Source organism: Micromonospora sp. NBC_01740 (genome assembly GCF_035920365.1).
GTDB classification, from domain to species: Bacteria; Actinomycetota; Actinomycetes; order Mycobacteriales; family Micromonosporaceae; genus Micromonospora; species Micromonospora reichwaldensis.
This window is the reverse complement of sequence record NZ_CP109150.1, coordinates 1-21,818: the sequence shown is the minus strand read 5'-3', so window position 1 is coordinate 21,818 and position 21,818 is coordinate 1. Positions and strand designations below refer to the sequence as shown.

The 21,818-nt window shown below is 68.0% G+C and carries 14 protein-coding genes, 2 tRNA genes and 3 rRNA genes; 12 read left to right on the top strand and 7 right to left on the bottom strand.

Annotated elements, in window-relative coordinates:
* Positions 1–154: 154 nt before the first annotated feature.
* The 3 genes from OG989_RS00095 to OG989_RS00085 form a co-directional block, all read right to left on the bottom strand.
* The gene (locus OG989_RS00095; RefSeq protein ID WP_327029349.1) at positions 155–1,378 is read right to left on the bottom strand and encodes a S8 family peptidase; all 1,224 of its coding nucleotides are present in this window, start codon (positions 1,376–1,378) and stop codon (positions 155–157) included.
* A gap of 118 nt (positions 1,379–1,496) precedes the next feature.
* Positions 1,497–4,688 carry an Hsp70 family protein gene (locus tag OG989_RS00090; protein ID WP_327029348.1) on the bottom strand — a complete coding sequence of 1,064 codons (3,192 nt, stop codon included), beginning with the start codon at positions 4,686–4,688 and terminating at the stop codon, positions 1,497–1,499.
* A gap of 106 nt (positions 4,689–4,794) precedes the next feature.
* Positions 4,795–5,661: a sigma-70 family RNA polymerase sigma factor gene (locus OG989_RS00085; RefSeq protein WP_151455991.1), complete on the bottom strand. Its 867-nt coding sequence runs from the start codon at positions 5,659–5,661 to the stop codon at positions 4,795–4,797.
* Positions 5,662–5,808: 147 nt separating this feature from the next.
* On the opposite strand from OG989_RS00085, the gene OG989_RS00080 reads away from it, so the two are divergent.
* The gene (locus OG989_RS00080) at positions 5,809–6,273 is read left to right on the top strand and encodes a carboxymuconolactone decarboxylase family protein (protein WP_225852341.1); all 465 of its coding nucleotides are present in this window, start codon (positions 5,809–5,811) and stop codon (positions 6,271–6,273) included.
* A 70-nt stretch (positions 6,274–6,343) separates the two neighbouring features.
* Here OG989_RS00080 and OG989_RS00075 read toward each other — a convergent pair whose 3' ends face one another.
* Together OG989_RS00075 and OG989_RS00070 are read right to left on the bottom strand one after the other, a co-directional pair.
* A complete protein-coding gene (locus OG989_RS00075) occupies positions 6,344–6,763 on the bottom strand; it encodes an ASCH domain-containing protein (RefSeq protein WP_225852340.1) in 420 nt (139 codons plus the stop codon).
* Between the two features lie 499 nt (positions 6,764–7,262).
* Positions 7,263–7,706 (bottom strand): hypothetical protein, encoded by a 444-nt coding sequence (locus OG989_RS00070; protein ID WP_151455989.1) that lies wholly within the window; start codon positions 7,704–7,706, stop codon positions 7,263–7,265.
* Positions 7,707–8,086: 380 nt separating this feature from the next.
* Between OG989_RS00070 and OG989_RS00065 the strand changes: the two genes are divergently transcribed.
* Together OG989_RS00065 and OG989_RS00060 are read left to right on the top strand one after the other, a co-directional pair.
* The gene (locus OG989_RS00065) at positions 8,087–8,701 is read left to right on the top strand and encodes an AAA family ATPase (protein WP_151455988.1); all 615 of its coding nucleotides are present in this window, start codon (positions 8,087–8,089) and stop codon (positions 8,699–8,701) included.
* A gap of 40 nt (positions 8,702–8,741) precedes the next feature.
* Positions 8,742–9,764, top strand: coding sequence for a S66 peptidase family protein (locus tag OG989_RS00060; RefSeq protein WP_327029347.1), 1,023 nt, complete (start codon positions 8,742–8,744; stop codon positions 9,762–9,764).
* A 205-nt stretch (positions 9,765–9,969) separates the two neighbouring features.
* Here the strand turns inward: OG989_RS00060 and OG989_RS00055 are convergent.
* Positions 9,970–10,043, bottom strand: a tRNA-Gly gene (locus tag OG989_RS00055).
* Between the two features lie 179 nt (positions 10,044–10,222).
* On the opposite strand from OG989_RS00055, the gene OG989_RS00050 reads away from it, so the two are divergent.
* The 6 genes from OG989_RS00050 (at position 10,223) to OG989_RS00025 (ending at position 15,724) form a co-directional block, all read left to right on the top strand.
* A tRNA-Pro gene (locus OG989_RS00050) sits at positions 10,223–10,296 on the top strand.
* A gap of 136 nt (positions 10,297–10,432) precedes the next feature.
* Complete coding sequence (tig, locus tag OG989_RS00045) at positions 10,433–11,779, top strand: trigger factor (RefSeq protein WP_327029346.1); 1,347 nt, start codon at positions 10,433–10,435, stop codon at positions 11,777–11,779.
* Between the two features lie 169 nt (positions 11,780–11,948).
* Positions 11,949–12,590 (top strand): ATP-dependent Clp protease proteolytic subunit, encoded by a 642-nt coding sequence (locus OG989_RS00040; RefSeq protein WP_091628855.1) that lies wholly within the window; start codon positions 11,949–11,951, stop codon positions 12,588–12,590.
* 10 nt (positions 12,591–12,600) lie between these two features.
* Positions 12,601–13,263 (top strand): ATP-dependent Clp protease proteolytic subunit, encoded by a 663-nt coding sequence (locus OG989_RS00035; protein WP_327029345.1) that lies wholly within the window; start codon positions 12,601–12,603, stop codon positions 13,261–13,263.
* A 219-nt stretch (positions 13,264–13,482) separates the two neighbouring features.
* Entirely contained in the window at positions 13,483–14,778 is a 1,296-nt protein-coding gene (clpX, locus tag OG989_RS00030; RefSeq protein WP_151455911.1) for an ATP-dependent Clp protease ATP-binding subunit ClpX, read from the top strand.
* 148 nt (positions 14,779–14,926) lie between these two features.
* A complete protein-coding gene (locus tag OG989_RS00025; RefSeq protein ID WP_327029344.1) occupies positions 14,927–15,724 on the top strand; it encodes a carbon-nitrogen hydrolase family protein in 798 nt (265 codons plus the stop codon).
* Between the two features lie 3 nt (positions 15,725–15,727).
* Here the strand turns inward: OG989_RS00025 and OG989_RS00020 are convergent, their stop codons facing one another.
* Entirely contained in the window at positions 15,728–15,955 is a 228-nt protein-coding gene (locus OG989_RS00020) for a hypothetical protein (protein WP_121399376.1), read from the bottom strand.
* Between the two features lie 644 nt (positions 15,956–16,599).
* On the opposite strand from OG989_RS00020, the gene OG989_RS00015 reads away from it, so the two are divergent.
* From OG989_RS00015 to rrf, 3 genes are all read left to right on the top strand, one after another.
* Positions 16,600–18,114 (top strand): 16S ribosomal RNA (locus tag OG989_RS00015).
* A 372-nt stretch (positions 18,115–18,486) separates the two neighbouring features.
* A 23S ribosomal RNA gene (locus tag OG989_RS00010) occupies positions 18,487–21,594 on the top strand.
* A gap of 84 nt (positions 21,595–21,678) precedes the next feature.
* Positions 21,679–21,795 (top strand): 5S ribosomal RNA (rrf, locus tag OG989_RS00005).
* Together the 16S, 23S and 5S rRNA genes form the textbook arrangement of a ribosomal RNA operon.
* Positions 21,796–21,818 lie beyond the last annotated feature (23 nt).

Genomic DNA, 21,818 nt, shown 5'->3' with positions numbered 1-21,818 from the left:
GAGCCCTGCGCGGACAAGGCCCGCCGAACATCGATCTTCCCGCCGCAGCCGCAGCCGCAGCCGCAGCCCTGGCCCCAGCCGCGGCCGCAGCCGGAGTTCACGGCCGCGGCCGCGGGTGAGCCGTGCGGCCCGCCGGTGTGACGGGCCGCGCGGGTCAGGGGCCGCAGTAGAGCAGACGGTTCGGCGTGCCGCTGACCACGCCCGTCACCACGCCGGTCGTCGCCCTGCCGACCAGGTACGCGGCCACCTGCGCCGGGCTCCAGGTCGGATTGGCCGAGAGGGCGAGCGCGGCGCAGCCGGTGACGTGCGCGGCGGCCATCGAGCTGCCGCTGATGGTGGTCACCGCCGCGTCGCCGGTGTGCCAGGTGGAGGTGATGTTGGCGCCGGGGGCGAACAGGTCGATGCAGCTGCCGTGGTTGCCGCTCGGCATCCGGGCGTCGGTGCTGGTGGTGCCCGCCACGGTGAGCGCCGCCGCGACCCGCGCCGGCGAGAAGTTGCAGGCGTTGGCGTTCGAGCTGCCCGCCGTGACGGAGTAGGTCACCCCGGACGAGATCGATCGGTTCACCGCGGCGTCCAGCGCCGTGCTGGCGCCGCCGCCGAGTGCCAGGAGCGCCACCGCCGGCCGCACGGCGTTCGCGGTGACCCAGTCCACCCCGGCGATCACCTGGGAGAAGGTGCCGCTGCCGGCGCAGTTGAGCACCCGTACCGGCCGCAGCCGGATCTCCTTCGCCACCCCGTGCAGGGTGCCGCCGATGATGCCGGCGAGGTGGGTGCCGTGGCCGTTGCAGTCGTCCGCCGGGCCGCCGTCGACGAGGTCGACGCCGCCGCCGGCCCGGACGCCGAAGTCGCCGTGCGTGCTCCGGATGCCGGTGTCGATGACGTACGCGTGCACGTTGTGCGCGGTGTTGGGGTAGGCGTACCGGCCGTCGAGCGGGAGGTTGCGCTGGTCGATGCGGTCCAGGCCCCACGACGGCGGGTTGAGCTGTACGCCCGGCCCGACGAGGGTCACCACCCGGTCCCGCTCCACGTACGCCACGGCCGGGTCGGCGGCGAGCCGCCGGGCGGCCCGCTCCGGCAGGTGCGCCACGAATCCGTTGAGCGCGTGCCCGTAGACGCGGTCGACGGTGGCCCCGTAGCGGTCGGCCAGCCGCCCGGCGGCGTCCGTGACGGTGGCCCGCCGGTCGTCGGCGCGTCCGATGGCGTCGTCCCTGAGCACGACGACGTATCCGTCGGTCACCGCGTTCGGGGCGTCGGCGTGCAGGATCTCGCCGGTGGCCGGGGTGGCCGCCGCGGGGGTGCCCATCGCGGCGACGACCGCGGCGGCGGCGAGTACGCCCACCGCGCGGGCCCGCCATCGCCGGGTACGGGGAAGTGTCATCTGCCGGTCCTCCTCCTGTCGGCCCCGCGCCGGCTCGTGACCGGACGCGGAGCAGCCTGGCCGTTGAGAGGAGGCTATCGGCTATATAGATCCATCTGAATGCCTGTCGGGGTGTCGGCTACCCGGCGAACCGGTAGAGCACGAATCCGTACGGGGACTCCGCCCCGGCGTCCCCGCTCTGCCTGCCGGCACCGCAGGCGATCACGCTGGTGTTCCACGAGCACGTGTCGCTGCGTACGTCCGCCAACTGGCCCAGCTCGGCCACCTCACCCGAGCCCACCGACAGCCCGGCGACGCTGCGGTCGTCCTCGACCGAGCTGGGCGGGTCGGCGAGGAGCAGCAGGTTGCCCGCGTCGAGCCGGACCGCCACCCCGCGACGGTCGGAGAGCACGGCGCGACCGTCGGGGCCGAACAGCGTGCCGGCCGACTCCGGGGAGGTCCGCCGGGCGAGCAGGTGCTCGCCGAGCGGCACGAGCCGGGTCGCCCGGGGCGCCTTCCACTTGCTCACCTTCTCCTCGGTGGCCGCCACGACCTCGGTGGTCTCGTCGTCGCCGCCGGTCACCTCCAGCAGGCACGCCCGCCGCTCGCCGCAGGGCACCAGGGCCTCCGGCCGGCGCTTGTCGTCCTCGGCCGTGTACAGCACCTTCGGCTGGGCGTCGCTCGTCAGGTCGTACGCGAGCAGCTGGTAACCGGCGTCGTCGCGGGCCACGTAGAGGCGGTCCTCGTGCGCCACCACCAGGTCGTCGTGGTCGGCCACCCCGGCGCGGGTGCGGACCACCTGGCCGCTGCCCATGTCGACCAGTCGGACGGACCGGTCCGCGCCCACCTGCACGATCCGGTTGACCTCGCCGCGCCAGGGATCGCGCGGGGAGCCGTCGAGGAAGGCCGGGCCGCCCAGGGCCTTGTCGGTGGTGACCGGGTGGACGCTGGTGCGGGTGTTGTCGTACTCGTCGCGCGGGCTGGGCTGCGACCAGACCTCCCCGCCGTCGCCCAGGCGCAGCCCGACGAGCCGCTTCCCGGCGCGGTCCACCTGCACCGCGACGCCGTCGCCGAAGATCACGTCGTCGTTGCCCAGGATCGACCGGCGCCACCGCTGGTCGCCGGAGGCGCCGTCGAGCAGCACGAGGTCCCGGGGGGTGTCGTCGCCGATCGCGTCGGCGAAGACCGCGACCGCGCCGGGCAGGGCGACGATCCCCTTCCACCGGTCGGAGGACACCGCGGTCTGCTTCCGCCACTTCACCGCGCCGGTGCCGGCGTCGACCGCCACCACCTCCAGCCGCCCGTCGCCGAGCGGATACCCGAGATAGGCCCGCTGCCCGAGGACCGCGGTGAACATGTCCGCCGGTCGTTCCGTGCCGGCGGGCACCCGGGTCAGCTGGTCGACGGTCCGGAACTCCAGGGCGGGGTAGCGGTCGCGGGTCAGGTACAGCACCGCCGCCGTCGCCACGCCGGCGAGCGCCAACACGGCGGCGAGCGAGACCCACAGCGCCCGGCGTCGGGGGAGCGCCGGCCGACTCCGGCCGCCGCCGGGCGACGCCGACACGGGCGTGCCGGAGACGGGTACGCCCGGCCACACCCCCGCAGGACCACCCTGGGGTACGCCCGGCGGCGCGTAGGGTGCCGCGCCGCCCGCCGGTGCGCCCGAGGCCGGGGCTGCGGCCGGAGTCCCCGGCGGTGCGTACGGTGCCGAGCCTTCGGCCGGTGCGCCCGACGAGCCCGCAGCCGGCGCCCACGGCGGTGCGAACGGTGACTGGCCCGCTCCCGGCGGTGCGAACGGTGCCGGGCCCGCGCCCGGTGGTGCGAACGGGTCGGCCGGTGACGGTGCGGCGGGCACGGTCGGGGCGGTCGGCGGCCCGGCGACCATGGTCGGCGTCAGCCCGGCGGGCAGGGCCGGCGTGACGCCCTCCGGTCCGGCGACGGCGGTCGGCGTGGGGGCCGGGCCGGCGGGCACGGTCGGCGCACTGCCGTCCTGGCCGCCGACGCCGTCCCCCGACGCGGCGGGCGCGTGCGGCGTGCTGCCGGCGGATGCGGGCTGCGCCGGCACGGCGGGCGGTGCCGCTGCGGGGGCCTGCGGTGCCGGCACGGCGGGATCGGGCTGTGGTGCGCCGGCCGGTTGCGCCGCAGCGGGGGGTTGCGCGGGTGCGGCGAAGGCGTCGGCGGCCCGGGCGCGCCGGGGCAGGGGCAGGTCGGTCAGCGCCCCCTCGGCCACCGGCAGCTCCGGCTGCTCCAGCACGGTCGGGGCCACGCCCAGTTCGGCGTGCAGCAGCCGGGCCACCATCGGCATCCGGGTGGCGCCACCGACCAGGAACAGGCCGGAGAGCTGCTGCGGGTCGAGGCCGGCCGCGCCGATCACGTCCCGGGTCACCGCCACCGCCCGGCCCAGCAGCGGCCCGGCCACCCGCTCCAGGTCGGCCCGGGTGAGCGTGACCGCCGCCTCCACCCCCGGCACGGCCACCGGCGCCGCCGGCACCCGCGACAACATCTCCTTCGCGCCCCGGACGTTCTCCCAGAGCTCGTGGCGCTCCCGCCACTGGGTCGCGGACTCCGGGCGGGTGAGCCGCTCCCACCGGTCGGGGTGCGCCTCGGCGACCAGTTCGCCGAGGCGACCCAGCAGGGCGGCGTCCACGTCCAGGCCACCGAGGTCGTCCGCGCCGCCCGCGGTGACGACCGTGAACCCGGAGTCGCCCCACGGGTCCGCGCCCTCGTTGCGCAGCACCGCGACGTCCAGCGTCCCGGCGCCGAAGTCGAAGACCGCGATCGTTCCGCCCACCGGCACCGGGCGGCGCAGCACCTGCGTGTAGTAGCGGGCGGCGGCCACCGGTTCCCGCAGCAGACGGGTGCCCGGCGGCGTGGGACCGGAGAGCGTGTGCTCGGCCGCCGACGGCCAACCGGCCGTCGCCAGGGCGTCGGCCAGCACCTGGCGGCGGGCGGCGTCCCAGGTCGCCGGGCACGTCAGCACCGCCGGGGGCAGGAACCCGACCGCCTCGACGGCCGCCCGGGCCACCGCGTGCAGCGTCGCGGCCAGCAGTTCGGCCGGCGGATACCGGCGGTCACCCAACACGACCGCGGGTTCGTCGATGCGCCGCTTCGGGTTGGGCTCGTACCGGCCCGGATCGGTGCGGGCCAGCCGCTGGGCGTCCCGGCCGGCGTGCAGCAGCCCGTCCGCGTCGGCGTACACGCCGGAGGGGATGATCGGCTGCCCGTCCACGAGCAGTGCTCGGGTGTGCCCGTCGGGCCGGCGCAGCACGGCGACGGTGTGGGACGTGCCGAGGTCGACGCCGAGGGCGTACCCCTCGTGCTGGCCTGCCATCTGCCGTTACCTCCGCGGGACGAGGGGATGCCCGGCCCCGAATCGTACGCAGCAGCCGCACCAGCGCCGATCGCGCCCTGACGTGCGACTCAGGCGGCGCGGACCGTCACCCGACAACCAGGTCCAGGCCGGCGATCTGCTCGGGGTCGGCGACCACCTCGATGCCGAGGATCCGGTCGGCGACCACGAAGCTGAGCACCAGGCGGGTACGGCCGTCGACGAGCACCACCGCCCCCGGTGCGCCGTCCACGAACGCCGGCACCGCCCCCTGCGCCTTGCCGGAGAAGAAGCTGGCGACCGTGGCCGAGCCGCATGCCTCGCCGGCCCCGCCCATCCGCACGGCCGCCGCGTCGGAGCGCAGGACGACGTGCGGGTCGAGCAGGGTGAGCAGGTCGTCGAAGCGCCCCTCGCGGGACGCGGCGAGGAACGCCTCGACGGTCCCACGCTGCCGGGCCCGGTCGGCCTCCGGCGCCGGCGACCCGCCCTGCACGCGCCGGCGGGCCCGGCTGGCGATCTGCCGGACGGCGGCCGGGCTGCGGTCGACCACGGGCGCGAGCTCGTCGAAGGAGACCGCGAACATGTCGTGCAGCACGAACACGAGCCGTTCGGTGGGGCCGAGGGTCCGGAGCACCACGTCCAGCGCGCGCCCGACCGACTCCGTGAGCATCGCCTCCCGCTCGGGGTCGGGCTCGCCGTCTCCGGGCGTGGTCGACTCGTCGGCGGCCACGTCGGCGGGCCGCTCGTGCCGCGCGGCGCTGGAGCCCAGCCGGTCGAGGCAGACCCGCCCGACGGTGGTGGTGAGCCAGCCCGGCAGGTTCTCGATGCCATCGACGTCGGCGCGGCTGAGCCGCAGCCAGGTGTCCTGGACCGCGTCGTCGGCCTCGGCCCGGGAGCCGAGCATCCGCTGGGCCACGGAGCGCAGCCGGTGGCGCTGCTCCTCGAAGCGCTCGGCGAGCAGGTCGGTGTCGCTCACGGCATCGCCATCCCGGTCGGCCTCCGGCCTTCGTGTGGCCCGGGTCACATCTGTCACGTCGCCCCTCCGGCTGTCGACAGCAGGGTGACGAACGAGGAAAGCGCTGCGGCGGGGGCGTCGGCAGCGTAACAGGAAGGACGGCACACGATGTCCGTACAGGCCCGTATGCGGAACCCCGCGACCCTGCTTCCCGACGCGGTGAAGGCGATCAATCTGCTCTACAAGGCGGCCCACTCGGCCGGGGTCCCGGGGAGCACCCTGGAGCTGGTCCACCTGCGGGCCAGCCAGATCAACGGGTGCAGCGCCTGCCTCGATTCCGGCGCCCGCAACGCCCGGAAGGCGGGGGAGACCGAGGAGCGGCTGTTCGCGCTGGCCGCCTGGCGGGAGACGCCGTACTTCACCGACGCCGAGCGGGCCGCACTCGCGCTCGCCGAGTCCGCGACCCGGCTGGCCGACCGGGCCGACCCCGTGCCCGACGAGGTGTGGGACGAGGCCGCCCGGCACTTCGAGGAGAAGGAACTGGCCGCGCTGGTGCTCTGGCTCGCCACCACCAACTTCTTCAACCGGTTGAACGCCACCACCCGCCAGCCCGCCCCGCAGAACTGGGGCTGAGCGGGCGACCGACCCGGGCGTACGGCGCGCGCCGCCGCACGCCCGGGTCGCCGCGTACGGCAAGAGGCGCTCAGACGGTGTGCACCAGCCGGAAGCGCTCGAGCAGCACCGGGGTGTCGTCGTCGACGGTGAAGCCCGGGTCACCCAGCTCCGCGCGCACCTCCGCGCTGTGCCAGAACGTCTCGTGCCCGGCCCGCCACTGCGCCACCGACTCGTACCCCTCGCCCTCGTCGAGGGCGTGCGGCAGGTCGACGTCGCCGAGCCGGACCACGCGTACCTCGGTCACCTCGATCACCGCGACCCGCCGGCCCGCCGAGTCGACCACCGCCGAGCGCTCACCCACCTCGGGCATCGGCTCGTCCGTCCGCTCGTAGCCGAGCACGAGGCTGGACGTCGAGGTCTTCGCACCGGACAGGATCGCGGCCACCAACTGGTCCCGCAGTGGCCCCGGGAACGCGAACTCCGCAGGGGAAAGATCATCAAGTTCCACGTCCGAAGGGTACGCGTCAGCGCTGCTCGGGGCGGTCGGGTTTTCGTCGACGACGTCGGCATCCACCGATGCCTGGCCCCGGCTCCGGTCTAATGGACCCATGTTCACCAGCCGAGCGCCGGTCGTCGCGACGTTCCTCGCCGCGCCACTGTCGTGATTGCCCAGACGCCCGGCTGGCTCTGCTCTTCTGCACCGCGCACACCCGCTACTTCGAGTCCACCGGGGTCGTGATCGGTCGGGCCGGGGCTACCGGCTGTTGCCGGTCAGCGTGGTCTTGAGGGTGGAGACGGCGCGTTCGCCGAGGGCTCTACCGGCGCCAGGCCGGCGTAGGCGGCAAGGTGACCGGGTTGTCGAAGGTCGACAGGCCCCCGACCGCGTCGATGAACTCCGCCGACAACGCACAGGAGCAGCTTGACCAGCACACCCGGCGGGCCGCGGGCGGGTGCTTCCAGCGCCTCCCGGCGCTGCCCGTGCACCTGCCGATCGGCGGCTCTCGACGCTAACTACCTTTGATGTACGCAATCGTGGGCTTGTCGGAGTTGTACCGAACAAAATGGTCAGTATTGCTGAAGGTGTTGCACCGGTAGCTGTCACCTTCCTGGTCGAAGAATTCGTAGTCGTAATGCTCTTCGTTGGAGAAATCCAGCCGGTAGGCATAGCCGCCGACATTGTCACCCGACATGTCAGCATTGGAATGCAGCTTGTACCTCGAGATGGCCGTCGTGGTCTTGAAGCTGCTCTCGGTGGTTATCCAGTCGTTTCCGCCAACAGGCCAGTTGCAGCTGATGCCGAAGTCGGTCTTCCCCATGGGTGCACCCGACCCGCCCTGGTCCGCGCCGGATTCGCCGAGGTAGCCCACCTCGTACTTCTTCCCCCTGGCGCTGGTGAACTCCTTCCAGACGATCGCATCCTCGTTGACTTTGACGGCAACCTTCTTCGCCATTTCCCACCTCTTCCGACAGGGCGGTCGTTGCTCCGCCTCGGCCATTCCCTGGTGTGATCAATGGCCACGATAGGCGAGTGATCGGCGGATCGACCTAATTTGCTCACTACCGCCTCGGCCTGACGGTGTTTCGGTACCATGTCGCTTTCTGCCGTGCCGTGCGGGCCAGCAGGCCGTCCAAGTTCGGGTACGAGGCTCCGCCCGTAATCGGTCACCGACCGCGACCCGCTGACGACCACCCTCCGGTTCGGCGGCGACCCTGGGTCACCTCCAGGCGCGGGCGGGACCGGCTTCGCGGTCGACGACCCCGCCCGGCGAACGACTCCGGGATAGCTGTGGGGCCCGTCGACAGCCGGCTGGAGGTTTGCCACCATCGGCGGATGCTCGGAAGGGAGAGGCCGGTGGTGGTTGCCGTATGCGGATCTCCCGGAGCCGGAAAGACCACGGTCGCCATCGCGTCGGCGCGCCGCCTCGGGCTACCGCTGCTGACCCGGGACGAGTTGAAGGCCGGTCTCGGGTTGTCCTCCGCTTCCGTCACGCACGGTGGCGGTGTCCAGCTCGATTCCGATTTCCACATCGCCGGTGGTCCCTTCAGCCTCCGCGCCGAGGCCGTGATGGCCGACGCGGCCCGGCTGTTCGCGACCGCACGGGTGAGTTTCGTCGTGGAGTCCTCGGTGTTGTCGCACAGGCTGCTCGATGCGCTGATCACGTGTGGCGCACGAGTGCTCGCTGTGCACGTCGTGGCCGATGAGGCAGTGATCCGCGATCGCCTCCGTGCCAGAGCGGTCAGCGGCGCGGCTGTCGACCAACAGCTCGAATCCCAGTTCCAGCGAGGCGACATGAAGCGGTCGATCTTCGAGCCGCCGGACGGAGTCGACGCCGTCGTCGAAGTGGACACCTCAGGCCATGGGGATCCGGTCATCGAACCCATCGAGGAAGCGGTCCTCACCCTGCTTCGGTCAACGCCTGACCGTACGTTCCGGTCCAGGCGGTAAGTGCGTAGCGTGTCTTTGCGCGTGTTGGGACACTGCGCCGGTGACCGGATCCGCACTGCCTCAGCTGCTTCGGCCTCGTGCCCTGAGGCCCGGAGATCTCGTCGTCATCGCATCGCTGTCCGGGCCGCTCCATGCCGCTTACGAGCCCGACCTCGAGCAGGCGATGGTCGTGCTCGAGCGGATGGGATTTCGCGTGCGTCGGGCTCCGCTACTCGAAGCAGGACGCCACCATTGGTGGAGCGCGGCTACGCCAGCGGAGATCGCCAGGGAATTCAATGCTCTTCTGCGTGATCCTGAGGTGCGCGCCATCATCGCGCACGACGGTGGCCAGACAGCGCTCGGCTACCTCGACCTGATCGACGTTGCGGCGATCGCTGCCGACCCCAAGCCGATCCTCGGCTACAGCGACATCTCGCTGCTGCATCTGGTGCTCTACGCACGCACGGGACTCGTCGGGTTTCATGCCGACTTGGCCACGCCTGGACTTGGCGGGGCGTGGCAGGTTGCGCCCGCAGCGCGCCGAGCGCAACTTGAAAGGCTCTACTCGACGTTGCTGACCAGTACCGAGGCCATCGGTGCGCTGCCTGCCACCCCGTCATGGGAGTGCTGGCGTGCCGGTCGTGCCGAAGGCCGGCTGATCGGCGGGGTGATCAATCGTATTGTGCTGGCGCAGGCGACGCCTTACGCGCTGCCGCTCGAGTGGTTCGACGGTGCGGTGCTGTTTTGGGAGGAAATGGGCGGCCACGCGTCGTACGTGTGGAGCTACCTGCAGGTGCTGCGGCACTGCGGCATCCTCGATCGGATCTCCGGCATGGTCGTGGGCGTCCCGTACGCGATCGACGGGCTCGGGGCGCCCGACGCGTCCCCGACCCTGCCCGAGATAGTCCTCGACGTCCTCGGTGAACGTGACATCCCGGTCCTGGGTAACGTCGAGTTCGGACACGCCGGCCCGAATCTGCCGATGCCGGTCGGCATCCACGTCGGCCTCGATGCCCAGCAGCGGACGTTGTCACTGCTCGAACCGGCGGTACGGCCGCATGCGACAACGGGACCGGTCGGCTGAGCAACACGGATCGGTCAGGGGCATCGACGAGTCGGCGAAGGTAACGGACGGCCGGGGAACCAGACTGTCGGCCACCGGCACAAGGACCCGCCTCGGACGGCACGGCCGACGCTACTGGCCCGCCAATGGCACGTAAGATCAGAGAGAGCTGAGACGAGAGCGGCCCAGGCTCGGCGAGAACGCCGCTGACCTGGGCCGGTACTGCTGGAGCGGGCGACGAGAATCGAACTCGCACCGTCAGTTTGGAAGACTGAAGCTCTGCCATTGAGCTACGCCCGCGTGCGCCCCGCCATCGCAGGGCGCGCCGACAGCGTACCGAATGACCCGCGTGCTCCGCGCGGCCGTATCCCCGGCGGGTGGTGTCGGAGCGTCGGATGTCCGGTTGGTCCCCCTTCGGCGCGTTGAGGGACGCCCCGGGACTTCCGGCGGGTCGCGACGGCATAGACTGCTCGTCGCCACGGGGTGTGGCGCAGCTTGGTAGCGCACTCGCTTTGGGAGCGAGGGGCCGTGGGTTCAAATCCCGCCACCCCGACTGTCGTCCGCGGCCGGTCGCCGGGGTCGCCCTCTGTGCGGTCCCCGGCCGCTGCCGGTGCGTCCGGCCGGCTCGCCTACACTCGATGGGCTAATCACGCCCAGACTAAAACCGAGATCCGTCAAGGAGTACGCCTGTGAAGAGCACCGTCGAGACTCTGAGCCCGACGCGCGTGCGGCTCGCCATCGAGGTGCCGTTCGTCGAGCTCGAGCCGAGCCTCAGGAAGGCGTACCGGGAGATCGGGCAGCAGGTCCAGGTGCCCGGCTTCCGCAAGGGCAAGATTCCTGCGGCCGTGATCGACCAGCGGGTCGGCCGGGGCACCGTCCTCAACGAGGCGGTGCAGGAGGCCATCCCGCAGAACATCCTCGCCGCCGTCCGCGAGCACGACCTGAAGACGCTCGGCCGCCCCGAGGTCGAGATCACCGAGTTCAACGACGGTGACTCGCTGAACTTCACCGCCGAGGTCGACGTCCGCCCGGAGATCACCCTGCCGGACCCGGCCACCATCGAGGTGACCGTCGACGAGCTCCAGATCGACGACAGCGAGATCGACGAGCAGGTGAAGAACCTGCGCGAGCGGTTCGCCACCCTGAAGACCGTCGAGCGGGCCGCCCAGGAGGGCGACTACGTCCAGATCGACCTGAACGCGACCGTCGACGGCGAGGACGTGCCGGGCGGCTCCGCCAGCAACATCTCCCACGAGGTCGGCAGCAAGCAGCTCCTCCCGGGCCTGGACGAGGCCGTCGTCGGCCTGGCCGCCGGCGAGGACACCAGCTTCACCACCCAGCTCGTCGGCGGCGACTTCGCCGGCCGCGACGCCGAGGTGGCGGTGACCGTCCGCACGGTCAAGGAGAAGGAGCTGCCGGAGCTCAACGACGAGTTCGCCCAGATGGCGAGCGAGTTCGACAGCATCGAGGAGCTGCGCGGCGACCTGCGGGAGCGGGTCACCCGGGGCAAGCGGGTCGAGCAGATCTACGCCGCCCGCGACAAGGCGCTGGAGCAGATGGTGGCCGCCGCCGAGGTGCCGGCGCCGGAGGGCATCGTCCGCGAGGAGGTCGAGAGCCGCAAGCAGGCGATGGTCGACCAGCTCGAGCGGATCGGCGCCTCCCTGGAGGAATACCTCGCGGCCGAGGAGAAGACCGAGGAGCAGATCGACGCCGAGCTGACCGAGGCGGCGACCGAGGGCGTCAAGGTCCAGCTGCTGCTGGACACCCTGGCCGACGCCGAGGACGTGCAGGTCTCCGACGACGAGTTCGGCCACGAGATCGTGCACCGGGCCCAGCGCGCCGGGATGGCTCCGCAGCAGTACTACGACCAGCTGGTCCGCTCGGGCGCGGCCGGTGCCGTCTTCGGTGACGTGCGGCGGGGCAAGGCCCTGGCCTCGGTCATGGAGCGCATCAAGATCAAGGACTCGGCGGGCAACGAGGTCACCCTCGACGCGCTGCGCGCCGAGAACGAGGCCGAGCACAACCACGAGCACTGACAGTGCGGGGAGGCCGCCGTCCGCCGCCTGCGGTGGACGGCGGCCGATTCCCTTTTCGGGTACGCCTCGGCGGTACTGCGCTGATAGCGAACACTGCCCGGACCGGCGCTCTGCCATCCGGCTGAGCGGTTAGTGTCGGGTAGGACGGTACGGAGAGCGAAGGGCTGCCATGACCGACATGCACATCCAAGCGAAGCCGCTCCGGGCGATCGATGCCCGCGGTGGCGACACCATTGGCAACCTCGACGACTCGGTCTACAACCGGTTGCTCAAGGAACGCATCATCTTCCTGGGCAGCGAGGTGACCGACCAGGTCGCCAACCGCATCTGCGCGCAGCTCCTGCTGCTCGCCGCGGAGGACCCGGACCGCGACATCAACCTCTGGATCAACTCGCCGGGCGGTTCGGTCTACTCCGGCATGGCGATCTACGACACCATGCAGTTCATCGACAACGACGTCTCGACCGTGGCGATGGGCATGGCGGCGTCCATGGGTCAGCTGCTGCTCTGCGCCGGCACCAAGGGCAAGCGCTACGCCCTGCCGCACGCGCGGATCATGATGCACCAGCCCTCCGGCGGTCTGGGCGGCACCGCGTCCGACATCGCCATCCAGGCGGAGCAGATGCTCTACACCAAGCGGATGTTCCAGGAGCGGGTCGCGCACCACACCGGCCAGAGCCAGGCGCAGATCGAGGCCGACTCCGACCGCGACCGCTGGTTCACCGCCCAGGAGGCCCTGGACTACGGCTTCATCGACAAGGTGATCATCGGGGCCGCCCAGGTTCCGGATGGCGCCGGGACCCTGAGCTGAGGAGCTGACGATGACCGACCTGAGCCTGCCGCCCCAGTTCGCGGCCGTGCACAACCGCTACGTCCTGCCGTCGTTCGTCGAGCGCACGTCGTACGGGGTCAAGGAGTCCAACCCCTACAACAAGCTCTTCGAGGACCGGATCATCTTCCTCGGCGTCCAGGTCGACGACGCGTCGGCCAACGACGTGATGGCGCAGCTGCTGACGCTCGAGGGCACCGACCCGGACCGCGACATCATCATGTACATCAACTCGCCCGGCGGTTCGTTCACCGCCATGACGGCGATCTACGACACCATGCAGTACGTCCGGCCGGACATCTCGACGGTCTGCCTCGGCCAGGCCGCCAGCGCGGCGGCCGTGCTGCTGGCCGCTGGCACCCCGGGCAAGCGGATGGCGCTGCCGAACTCGCGGATCATCATCCACCAGCCGGCCACCGAGGGCGGCTACGGGCAGGGCTCGGACATCGAGATCCAGGCCCGGGAGATCCTGCGGATGCGGACGCAGCTCGAGGAGATGCTCTCCCGGCACTGCAACCGGCCGATCGAGAAGGTCCGCAAGGACATCGACCGTGACAAGATCATGACGGCCGAGGAGTCCAAGGAGTACGGGCTGGTGGACACCATCCTCACCAGCCGCAAGAAGGGCCTGCTGGCGGCCAACGCCGCCAGCTGAACAGCTCGGGTCGCGGTCGGCCGGGAGTCCGCTCCCGGCCGACCGTCTGACACACCCGATTTGGGGGTCGGAGAAACCTCCGCCAGCGGGTAACGTCGGGTCTGTGCCGCTCCACCGGTCCGCCGGCGGGGTGAAACGAGCGGGGTGAAACGAGGCGGGCGCTTCCACGTCCGCAGGCAAGGGCCGGGTCTCCGGCCGACGAGTGCAGGGAGAACGTAGGTGGCACGGATCGGTGACGGCGGCGACCTACTGAAATGCTCGTTCTGCGGTAAGTCGCAGAAGCAGGTCAAGAAGCTCATCGCGGGCCCTGGGGTCTACATCTGCGACGAGTGCATCGATCTCTGTAACGAGATCATCGAGGAGGAGTTGGCCGAGTCCGGCGAGGTGAAGTGGGAAGAGCTTCCCAAGCCGATGGAGATCTGCCAGTTCCTCGACACCTACGTCGTCGGGCAGGACCAGGCCAAGAAGGCGCTCGCCGTCGCGGTCTACAACCACTACAAGCGGATCCAGGCCGAGGCGGCCGGCGCGCCGGGCTCCGGCAGTGACGCCGTCGAGCTGGCCAAGTCCAACATCCTGCTGCTCGGCCCGACAGGGTGCGGCAAGACCCACCTGGCGCAGACCCTGGCGCGGATGCTGAACGTGCCGTTCGCCATCGCCGACGCCACCGCGCTGACGGAGGCCGGCTACGTCGGCGAGGACGTCGAGAACATCCTCCTCAAGCTGATCCAGGCCGCCGACTACGACATCAAGCGCGCCGAGACCGGCATCATCTACATCGACGAGGTCGACAAGATCGCCCGCAAGTCGGAGAACCCGTCGATCACGCGGGACGTCTCCGGCGAGGGCGTCCAGCAGGCGCTGCTCAAGATGCTGGAAGGCACGGTGGCCAACGTGCCGCCGCAGGGTGGGCGCAAGCACCCCCACCAGGAGTTCATCCAGATCGACACCACAAACGTGCTGTTCATCTGCGGTGGTGCCTTCGCCGGGCTCGACCAGATCATCGAGGCCCGCACCGGCCACGGCGGCACGGGCTTCGGCGCCCGGCTCCGGTCGGTCTCCGAGCGGTCGACCGACGACATCTTCAGCCAGGTCATGCCGGAGGACATGCTCAAGTTCGGGCTGATCCCCGAGTTCATCGGCCGGCTCCCGGTGATCACCAACGTGCGCAGCCTCGACCGCATCGCCCTGGTGCGCATCCTCACCGAGCCGCGCAACGCCCTGGTCCGGCAGTACCAGCGCCTCTTCGAGCTCGACGGCGTCGAGCTGGAGTTCGAGCCGCCGGCCCTGGAGGCGATCGCCGACCAGGCGATGCTGCGCGGCACGGGCGCCCGCGGCCTGCGCGCGATCATGGAAGAGGTCCTGCTCTCCGTGATGTACGAGGTGCCGAGCAACCCCGACGCCGCCCGGGTGCTGATCACCCGCGAGGTGGTGCTCGAGAACGTCAACCCGACGATCGTTCCCCGGGAGTTCACCGGCCGGCGTGCCCGGCGGGACCGCGAGGAGAAGTCGGCCTGATCCACCGCCGCCGCGCCCGACCACTCCGGTCGGGCGCGGTGTCGTGTCCGGCCCGGCCGACGCCGGTGGCCCGATCCACCCGTGGCCCGGGAGCCCCGCCACCTCTTCGACGCTGTCGAAGCGCCCCCTCCGGTCGTACGCTGATCCCATGCGCGTCGCCGTCTGTCAGCTGAACTCGCGGGAAGACCGTGAGGCGAACCTCGCGGCCGCGGAGGCCCTGCTGGAACGCGCGGCGGCAGCCGGCGCGGACCTCGCGCTCCTGCCGGAGTTCGTCGACTATCTCGGCCCCGCCGCGGGGCTCCCCGAGCCGGAGCCGGTCGACGGCGAGGTCGGCCAGTTCTTCGCCGGCGTCGCCCGGCGGCTGGGCATGTGGCTGATCGCCGGGTCGATCCACGAGCGCGGGCCGGATCCGGCCCGCACCTGGAACACCTCCCTGGTCTTCGACCGCTCCGGCACGCTGGCCGCCAGCTACCGGAAGATCCACCTGTACGACGTGGAGATCCCCGGCCGGGTCTCCTACCTGGAGTCGGCCACCGTCGCCCCGGGCGACCAGCCGGTGGTCGTTGACGTCGAGGGCCTTCGCGTCGGCCTGTCGATCTGCTACGACCTCCGGTTCCCGGAGCTGTACCGGCAGCTCGTGGTCGAGGGCGGCGCCCAGCTGCTCGTGGTGCCGGCGGCCTTCATGGTCCACACCGGGCGGGATCACTGGGAGGTGCTGCTGCGCGCGCGGGCGATCGAGAACCAGTGCTTCGTCGCCGCGGCGGGGCAGACCGGCGACCACCAGCCGAGCCGGAGCTGTTACGGCCGCAGCATGGTGGTCGACCCGTGGGGGACGGTGCTCACCCAGGTGCCCGACGGCCCGGGCCTGGCCGTCGCCGACCTCGATCTCGACCGGCTGCGGACGATCCGCGCCGAGCTGCCCAGCCTCGCGAACCGCCGCCTCTGACGCTCACCCCTGAAGCAGTACGCCCAGCACGGCGAAGCCGGCGATCGCGGCGGCCGTGACCAGGAGTGCCGTCGTCATGCGGGACCGACCACGGCGGGCCAGCCGAGCCACCGAGACCAGGACGACGAAGACCACGAAGGCGCCGATGACCAGCTGCCAGAACGGCAGCAGCAGTCCCGTCAGCGCGTCCTCGGCGAGCACGGTCACCCGGGTGCGCGGGAGGTCAGCCATGACAGACACTCTGGCACGCCGGGACCGCCTTCGGACCCCGGCGGTCATCACGAATGCGCGACCGCCGGCGGTCATTCCGGACTGACAGTGACGAACGCCGATTTGCCTTCTCCGGGCGGGCGGCGTAACTTTCTCTCTGCACGCGGGAGGCCGGACAAACCGGCTGACAACGGCACCAGGCTCGTGGCGGAGACGCCGGGCGAGGCTGGAGATCCGGGCGGTGCGAGGACACTCCAAGATGGGGTTGCGATCGCGAGGCCGACCGGGTAGAGTTCGGAAGCCGGCAGGAGCCGGGCGGATGGCCACGAAGTGGCGATCGGCCGGTCTGCGGTTCCCCACGACAGCAACGACCGCCGTGATACGGCGAGCGTCATCGTGGATTCGGAACACTTCCTTGATCACCTCGGACACGAGGTTGACGATGGGAAGCGAACCGAGTAAGGTAAAGAGGTTGCCCCAAGCGGGTTCCCACGATGTGGGACGTCCGAGTGGTGTGTGGTTGTTCTTTGAGAACTCAACAGGGTGCTTGATAAGCCAGTGCCAATTATGATTTATACCCCGGACTGGCAGACCATTTATGGTTTGTTGGTCTTGGATTCCTTTGGCAACACTTTTTGTTGTCGGGACAGTTTTTCAACAAGTTTTTGTTGGAGAGTTTGATCCTGGCTCAGGACGAACGCTGGCGGCGTGCTTAACACATGCAAGTCGAGCGGAAAGGCCCTTCGGGGTACTCGAGCGGCGAACGGGTGAGTAACACGTGAGCAACCTGCCCTAGGCTTTGGGATAACCCTCGGAAACGGGGGCTAATACCGAATAGGACCACCGGTCGCATGGTTGGTGGTGGAAAGTTTTTCGGCCTGGGATGGGCTCGCGGCCTATCAGCTTGTTGGTGGGGTGATGGCCTACCAAGGCGACGACGGGTAGCCGGCCTGAGAGGGCGACCGGCCACACTGGGACTGAGACACGGCCCAGACTCCTACGGGAGGCAGCAGTGGGGAATATTGCACAATGGGCGGAAGCCTGATGCAGCGACGCCGCGTGAGGGATGACGGCCTTCGGGTTGTAAACCTCTTTCAGCAGGGACGAAGCGTAAGTGACGGTACCTGCAGAAGAAGCACCGGCCAACTACGTGCCAGCAGCCGCGGTAAGACGTAGGGTGCGAGCGTTGTCCGGATTTATTGGGCGTAAAGAGCTCGTAGGCGGCTTGTCGCGTCGACCGTGAAAACTTGGGGCTCAACTCCAAGCCTGCGGTCGATACGGGCAGGCTAGAGTTCGGTAGGGGAGACTGGAATTCCTGGTGTAGCGGTGAAATGCGCAGATATCAGGAGGAACACCGGTGGCGAAGGCGGGTCTCTGGGCCGATACTGACGCTGAGGAGCGAAAGCGTGGGGAGCGAACAGGATTAGATACCCTGGTAGTCCACGCTGTAAACGTTGGGCGCTAGGTGTGGGGGGCCTCTCCGGTTCCCTGTGCCGCAGCTAACGCATTAAGCGCCCCGCCTGGGGAGTACGGCCGCAAGGCTAAAACTCAAAGGAATTGACGGGGGCCCGCACAAGCGGCGGAGCATGCGGATTAATTCGATGCAACGCGAAGAACCTTACCTGGGTTTGACATGGCCGCAAAACTCGCAGAGATGTGAGGTCCTTCGGGGGCGGTCACAGGTGGTGCATGGCTGTCGTCAGCTCGTGTCGTGAGATGTTGGGTTAAGTCCCGCAACGAGCGCAACCCTCGTTCGATGTTGCCAGCGCGTTATGGCGGGGACTCATCGAAGACTGCCGGGGTCAACTCGGAGGAAGGTGGGGATGACGTCAAGTCATCATGCCCCTTATGTCCAGGGCTTCACGCATGCTACAATGGCCGGTACAATGGGCTGCGATACCGTGAGGTGGAGCGAATCCCAAAAAGCCGGTCTCAGTTCGGATCGGGGTCTGCAACTCGACCCCGTGAAGTCGGAGTCGCTAGTAATCGCAGATCAGCAACGCTGCGGTGAATACGTTCCCGGGCCTTGTACACACCGCCCGTCACGTCACGAAAGTCGGCAACACCCGAAGCCGGTGGCCCAACCCTTGTGGAGGGAGCCGTCGAAGGTGGGGCTGGCGATTGGGACGAAGTCGTAACAAGGTAGCCGTACCGGAAGGTGCGGCTGGATCACCTCCTTTCTAAGGAGCACCTTCACCCGAAAGGGTGCAAGGAGCCCGCGGCCCGCGAATGTCGGGTCGGGGTGCTCAATGGCGGAGACACTGGCGAGTTTTTTCCTGGCAACGGCCGGGTTCTTCCTAGTACAGCTGCCTTCGGGTGGTGGGAACGGAGTCCTGGTGCGGCTGGGAGAAGGCGGATAGCACCCTGTTGGGTCCTGAAAGAACAACCGTTGGTTGTCTTTCAGAGCCATTGCCTCACCTGTGGGTGGGGATGGTTGCCAGGCATGGCCTGGTGTGGCATACCGCCGGCGGTGGTCGGGTTTGGTGTCGCACGGATCGGGTTGTGGGTTGGTCGTTTGTTGAGAATTGCACAGTGGACGCGAGCATCTTTGTGGTCAAGTTGTCAAGGGCGAACGGTGAATGCCTTGGCACCAGGAGCCGATGAAGGACGTGGGAGGCCGCGATAGGCCTGGGGGAGCTGTCAACCAAGCTGTGATCCCAGGGTGTCCGAATGGGGAAACCTGGCTGGAGTCATGTCCAGTCACCCACACCTGAACACATAGGGTGTGTGGGGGGAACGCGGGGAAGTGAAACATCTCAGTACCCGTAGGAAGAGAAAACAATTTAGTGATTCCGTGAGTAGTGGCGAGCGAAAGCGGATTGAGGCTAAACCGGTTGCGTGTGATACCTGTCAGGGGTTGCGTGGTCGGGGTTGTGGGACCCTGCTGAACAAGCTGACACTTGTTCGAGAAGTTACAAAGTCAGTGGCTAGTCGAACAGTCTGGAATGGCTGACCGTAGACGGTGAGAGTCCGGTAGGTGAAAGTTGCTGACCTTCTGTGGGTGTTCCCGAGTAGCGGCGGACCCCTGAAATCTGCCGTGAATCTGCCAGGACCACCTGGTAAGCCTAAATACTTCCTGGTGACCGATAGCGGACGAGTACCGTGAGGGAATGGTGAAAAGTACCCCGGGAGGGGAGTGAAATAGTACCTGAAACCGTTCGCCTACAATCCGTCGGAGCCTTGCGGGGTGACGGCGTGCCTTTTGAAGAATGAGCCTGCGAGTTAGTGGCATGTGGCGAGGTTAACCCGTGTGGGGGAGCCGTAGCGAAAGCGAGTCTGAATAGGGCGTTCAGTCGCGTGTCCTAGACCCGAAGCGGAGTGATCTAGCCATGGGCAGGCTGAAGCGCGGGTAAGACCGCGTGGAGGGCCGAACCCACCAACGTTGAAAAGTTGGGGGATGACCTGTGGTTAGGGGTGAAAGGCCAATCAAACTCCGTGATAGCTGGTTCTCCCCGAAATGCATTTAGGTGCAGCGTCGCGTGTTTCTTGCCGGAGGTAGAGCACTGGATGGTCTAGGGGGCCCACAAGCTTACCGAAATCAGCCAAACTCCGAATGCCGGTAAGTGAGAGCGCGGCAGTGAGACTGCGGGGGATAAGCTTCGTAGTCGAGAGGGAAACAGCCCAGATCACCAGCTAAGGCCCCTAAGCGTGTGCTAAGTGGAAAAGGATGTGGGGTCGCATAGACAACCAGGAGGTTGGCTTAGAAGCAGCCACCCTTTAAAGAGTGCGTAATAGCTCACTGGTCAAGTGGTTCCGCGCCGACAATGTAGCGGGGCTCAAGCACACCGCCGAAGCTGTGGCATTCACATTTTTACCTCGCTTGGACTTGATTCCTTGTGCAGGTGTGTGGATGGGTAGGGGAGCGTCGTGCCGGGGGTGAAGCAGCGGGGTGACCCAGTTGTGGACGCGGCACGAGTGAGAATGCAGGCATGAGTAGCGAAAGAAGGGTGAGAAACCCTTCCGCCGGATGACCAAGGGTTCCAGGGCCAGGCTAATCCGCCCTGGGTGAGTCGGGACCTAAGGCGAGGCCGAGAGGCGTAGTCGATGGACAACGGGTTGATATTCCCGTACCCGCGAAAGAGCGTCCCTGATGAACCTCGTTGTGCTAACCACCCAAACCGGCTGCGATCTTCGGATCAAGGTTGGGGAGCGTGGGAACCTGGCGGGTAGTAGTCAAGCGATGGGGTGACGCAGGAAGGTAGCTGAGCCCGGCCGGTGGTTGTGCCGGGGTAAGCGTGTAGGCCGGTGTGTAGGCAAATCCGCACACCATTAGGGCTGAGACGTGATGCCGAGCCGATTCAGGTGAAGTCAGTGATCCTATGCTGCCGAGAAAAGCCTCTAGCGAGTTCTTAGCGGCCCGTACCCCAAACCGACACAGGTGGTCAGGTAGAGAATACCGAGGCGATCGGGCGAACTGTGGTTAAGGAACTCGGCAAATTGCCCCCGTAACTTAGGGAGAAGGGGGGCCGGAGACGTGAAGCCCCGCGCGGGTGGAGCGTTGTATGGCCGCAGAGAGCAGGGGGAAGCGACTGTTTACTAAAAACACAGGTCCATGCGAAGAAGTAATTCGATGTATATGGACTGACGCCTGCCCGGTGCTGGAACGTTAAGGGGACCTGTTAGCTCTTTGGGGCGAAGCGGAGAACTTAAGCGCCAGTAAACGGCGGTGGTAACTATAACCATCCTAAGGTAGCGAAATTCCTTGTCGGGTAAGTTCCGACCTGCACGAATGGCGTAACGACTTCCCCACTGTCTCAACCACAGGCCCGGCGAAATTGCATTACGAGTAAAGATGCTCGTTACGCGCGGCAGGACGGAAAGACCCCGGGACCTTTACTATAGCTTGACATTGGTATCCGAATTAGCTTGTGTAGGATAGGTGGGAGCCGGTGAAGTCCATACGCCAGTATGGGTGGAGGCAATCTTGAAATACCACTCTGGTTGATTTGGGTATCTAACTTCGGACCGTTATCCGGTTCAGGGACAGTGTCTGGTGGGTAGTTTAACTGGGGCGGTTGCCTCCTAAAGGGTAACGGAGGCGCCCAAAGGTTCCCTCAGCCTGGTTGGCAATCAGGTGTTGAGTGCAAGTACACAAGGGAGCTTGACTGTGAGACTGACAGGTCGAGCAGGGACGAAAGTCGGGACTAGTGATCCGGCACTTGCGAGTGGAAGCGGTGTCGCTCAACGGATAAAAGGTACCCCGGGGATAACAGGCTGATCTTCCCCAAGAGTCCATATCGACGGGATGGTTTGGCACCTCGATGTCGGCTCGTCGCATCCTGGGGCTGTAGCAGGTCCCAAGGGTTGGGCTGTTCGCCCATTAAAGCGGTACGCGAGCTGGGTTTAGAACGTCGTGAGACAGTTCGGTCCCTATCCGCCGTGCGCGTAGGATACTTGAGAAGGGCTGTCCCTAGTACGAGAGGACCGGGACGGACGAACCTCTGGTGTGCCAGTTGTCCCGCCAGGGGCACGGCTGGTTAGCTACGTTCGGAAGGGATAACCGCTGAAAGCATCTAAGCGGGAAGCTCGCTTCAAGATGAGGTATCCCACCCACTTTGTGGGGTAAGGCCCCCAGCTAGACGACTGGGTTGATAGGCCGGAAATGTAAGCCCGGTAACGGGTTCAGTTGACCGGTACTAATAGGCCGAGGACTTGACTACTAAGCTGCTACGCGTCCACTGTGCAACTCTCGATAAACGAACGACAGACCACGTGGTTGGTGTTGTTTGATATGTCGATAGAGTTACGGCGGTCATGGCGGAGGGGAAACGCCCGGTTACATTCCGAACCCGGAAGCTAAGCCCTCCAGCGCCGATGGTACTGCACTCGGGAGGGTGTGGGAGAGTAGGACACCGCCGGACAATCTTTCAGTTCAGGGTCACCC

Coding starts and splice junctions, on each gene's coding strand:
- OG989_RS00095 (WP_327029349.1), bottom strand. CDS start 1,378: ATGACACTTCCCCGTACCCGGCGATGGCGGGCCCGCGCGGTGGGCGTA.
- OG989_RS00090 (WP_327029348.1), bottom strand. CDS start 4,688: ATGGCAGGCCAGCACGAGGGGTACGCCCTCGGCGTCGACCTCGGCACG.
- OG989_RS00080 (WP_225852341.1), top strand. CDS start 5,809: ATGTCCGTACAGGCCCGTATGCGGAACCCCGCGACCCTGCTTCCCGAC.
- OG989_RS00070 (WP_151455989.1), bottom strand. CDS start 7,706: ATGGCGAAGAAGGTTGCCGTCAAAGTCAACGAGGATGCGATCGTCTGG.
- OG989_RS00065 (WP_151455988.1), top strand. CDS start 8,087: ATGCTCGGAAGGGAGAGGCCGGTGGTGGTTGCCGTATGCGGATCTCCC.
- OG989_RS00040 (WP_091628855.1), top strand. CDS start 11,949: ATGACCGACATGCACATCCAAGCGAAGCCGCTCCGGGCGATCGATGCC.
- OG989_RS00035 (WP_327029345.1), top strand. CDS start 12,601: ATGACCGACCTGAGCCTGCCGCCCCAGTTCGCGGCCGTGCACAACCGC.
- OG989_RS00025 (WP_327029344.1), top strand. CDS start 14,927: ATGCGCGTCGCCGTCTGTCAGCTGAACTCGCGGGAAGACCGTGAGGCG.
- OG989_RS00020 (WP_121399376.1), bottom strand. CDS start 15,955: ATGGCTGACCTCCCGCGCACCCGGGTGACCGTGCTCGCCGAGGACGCG.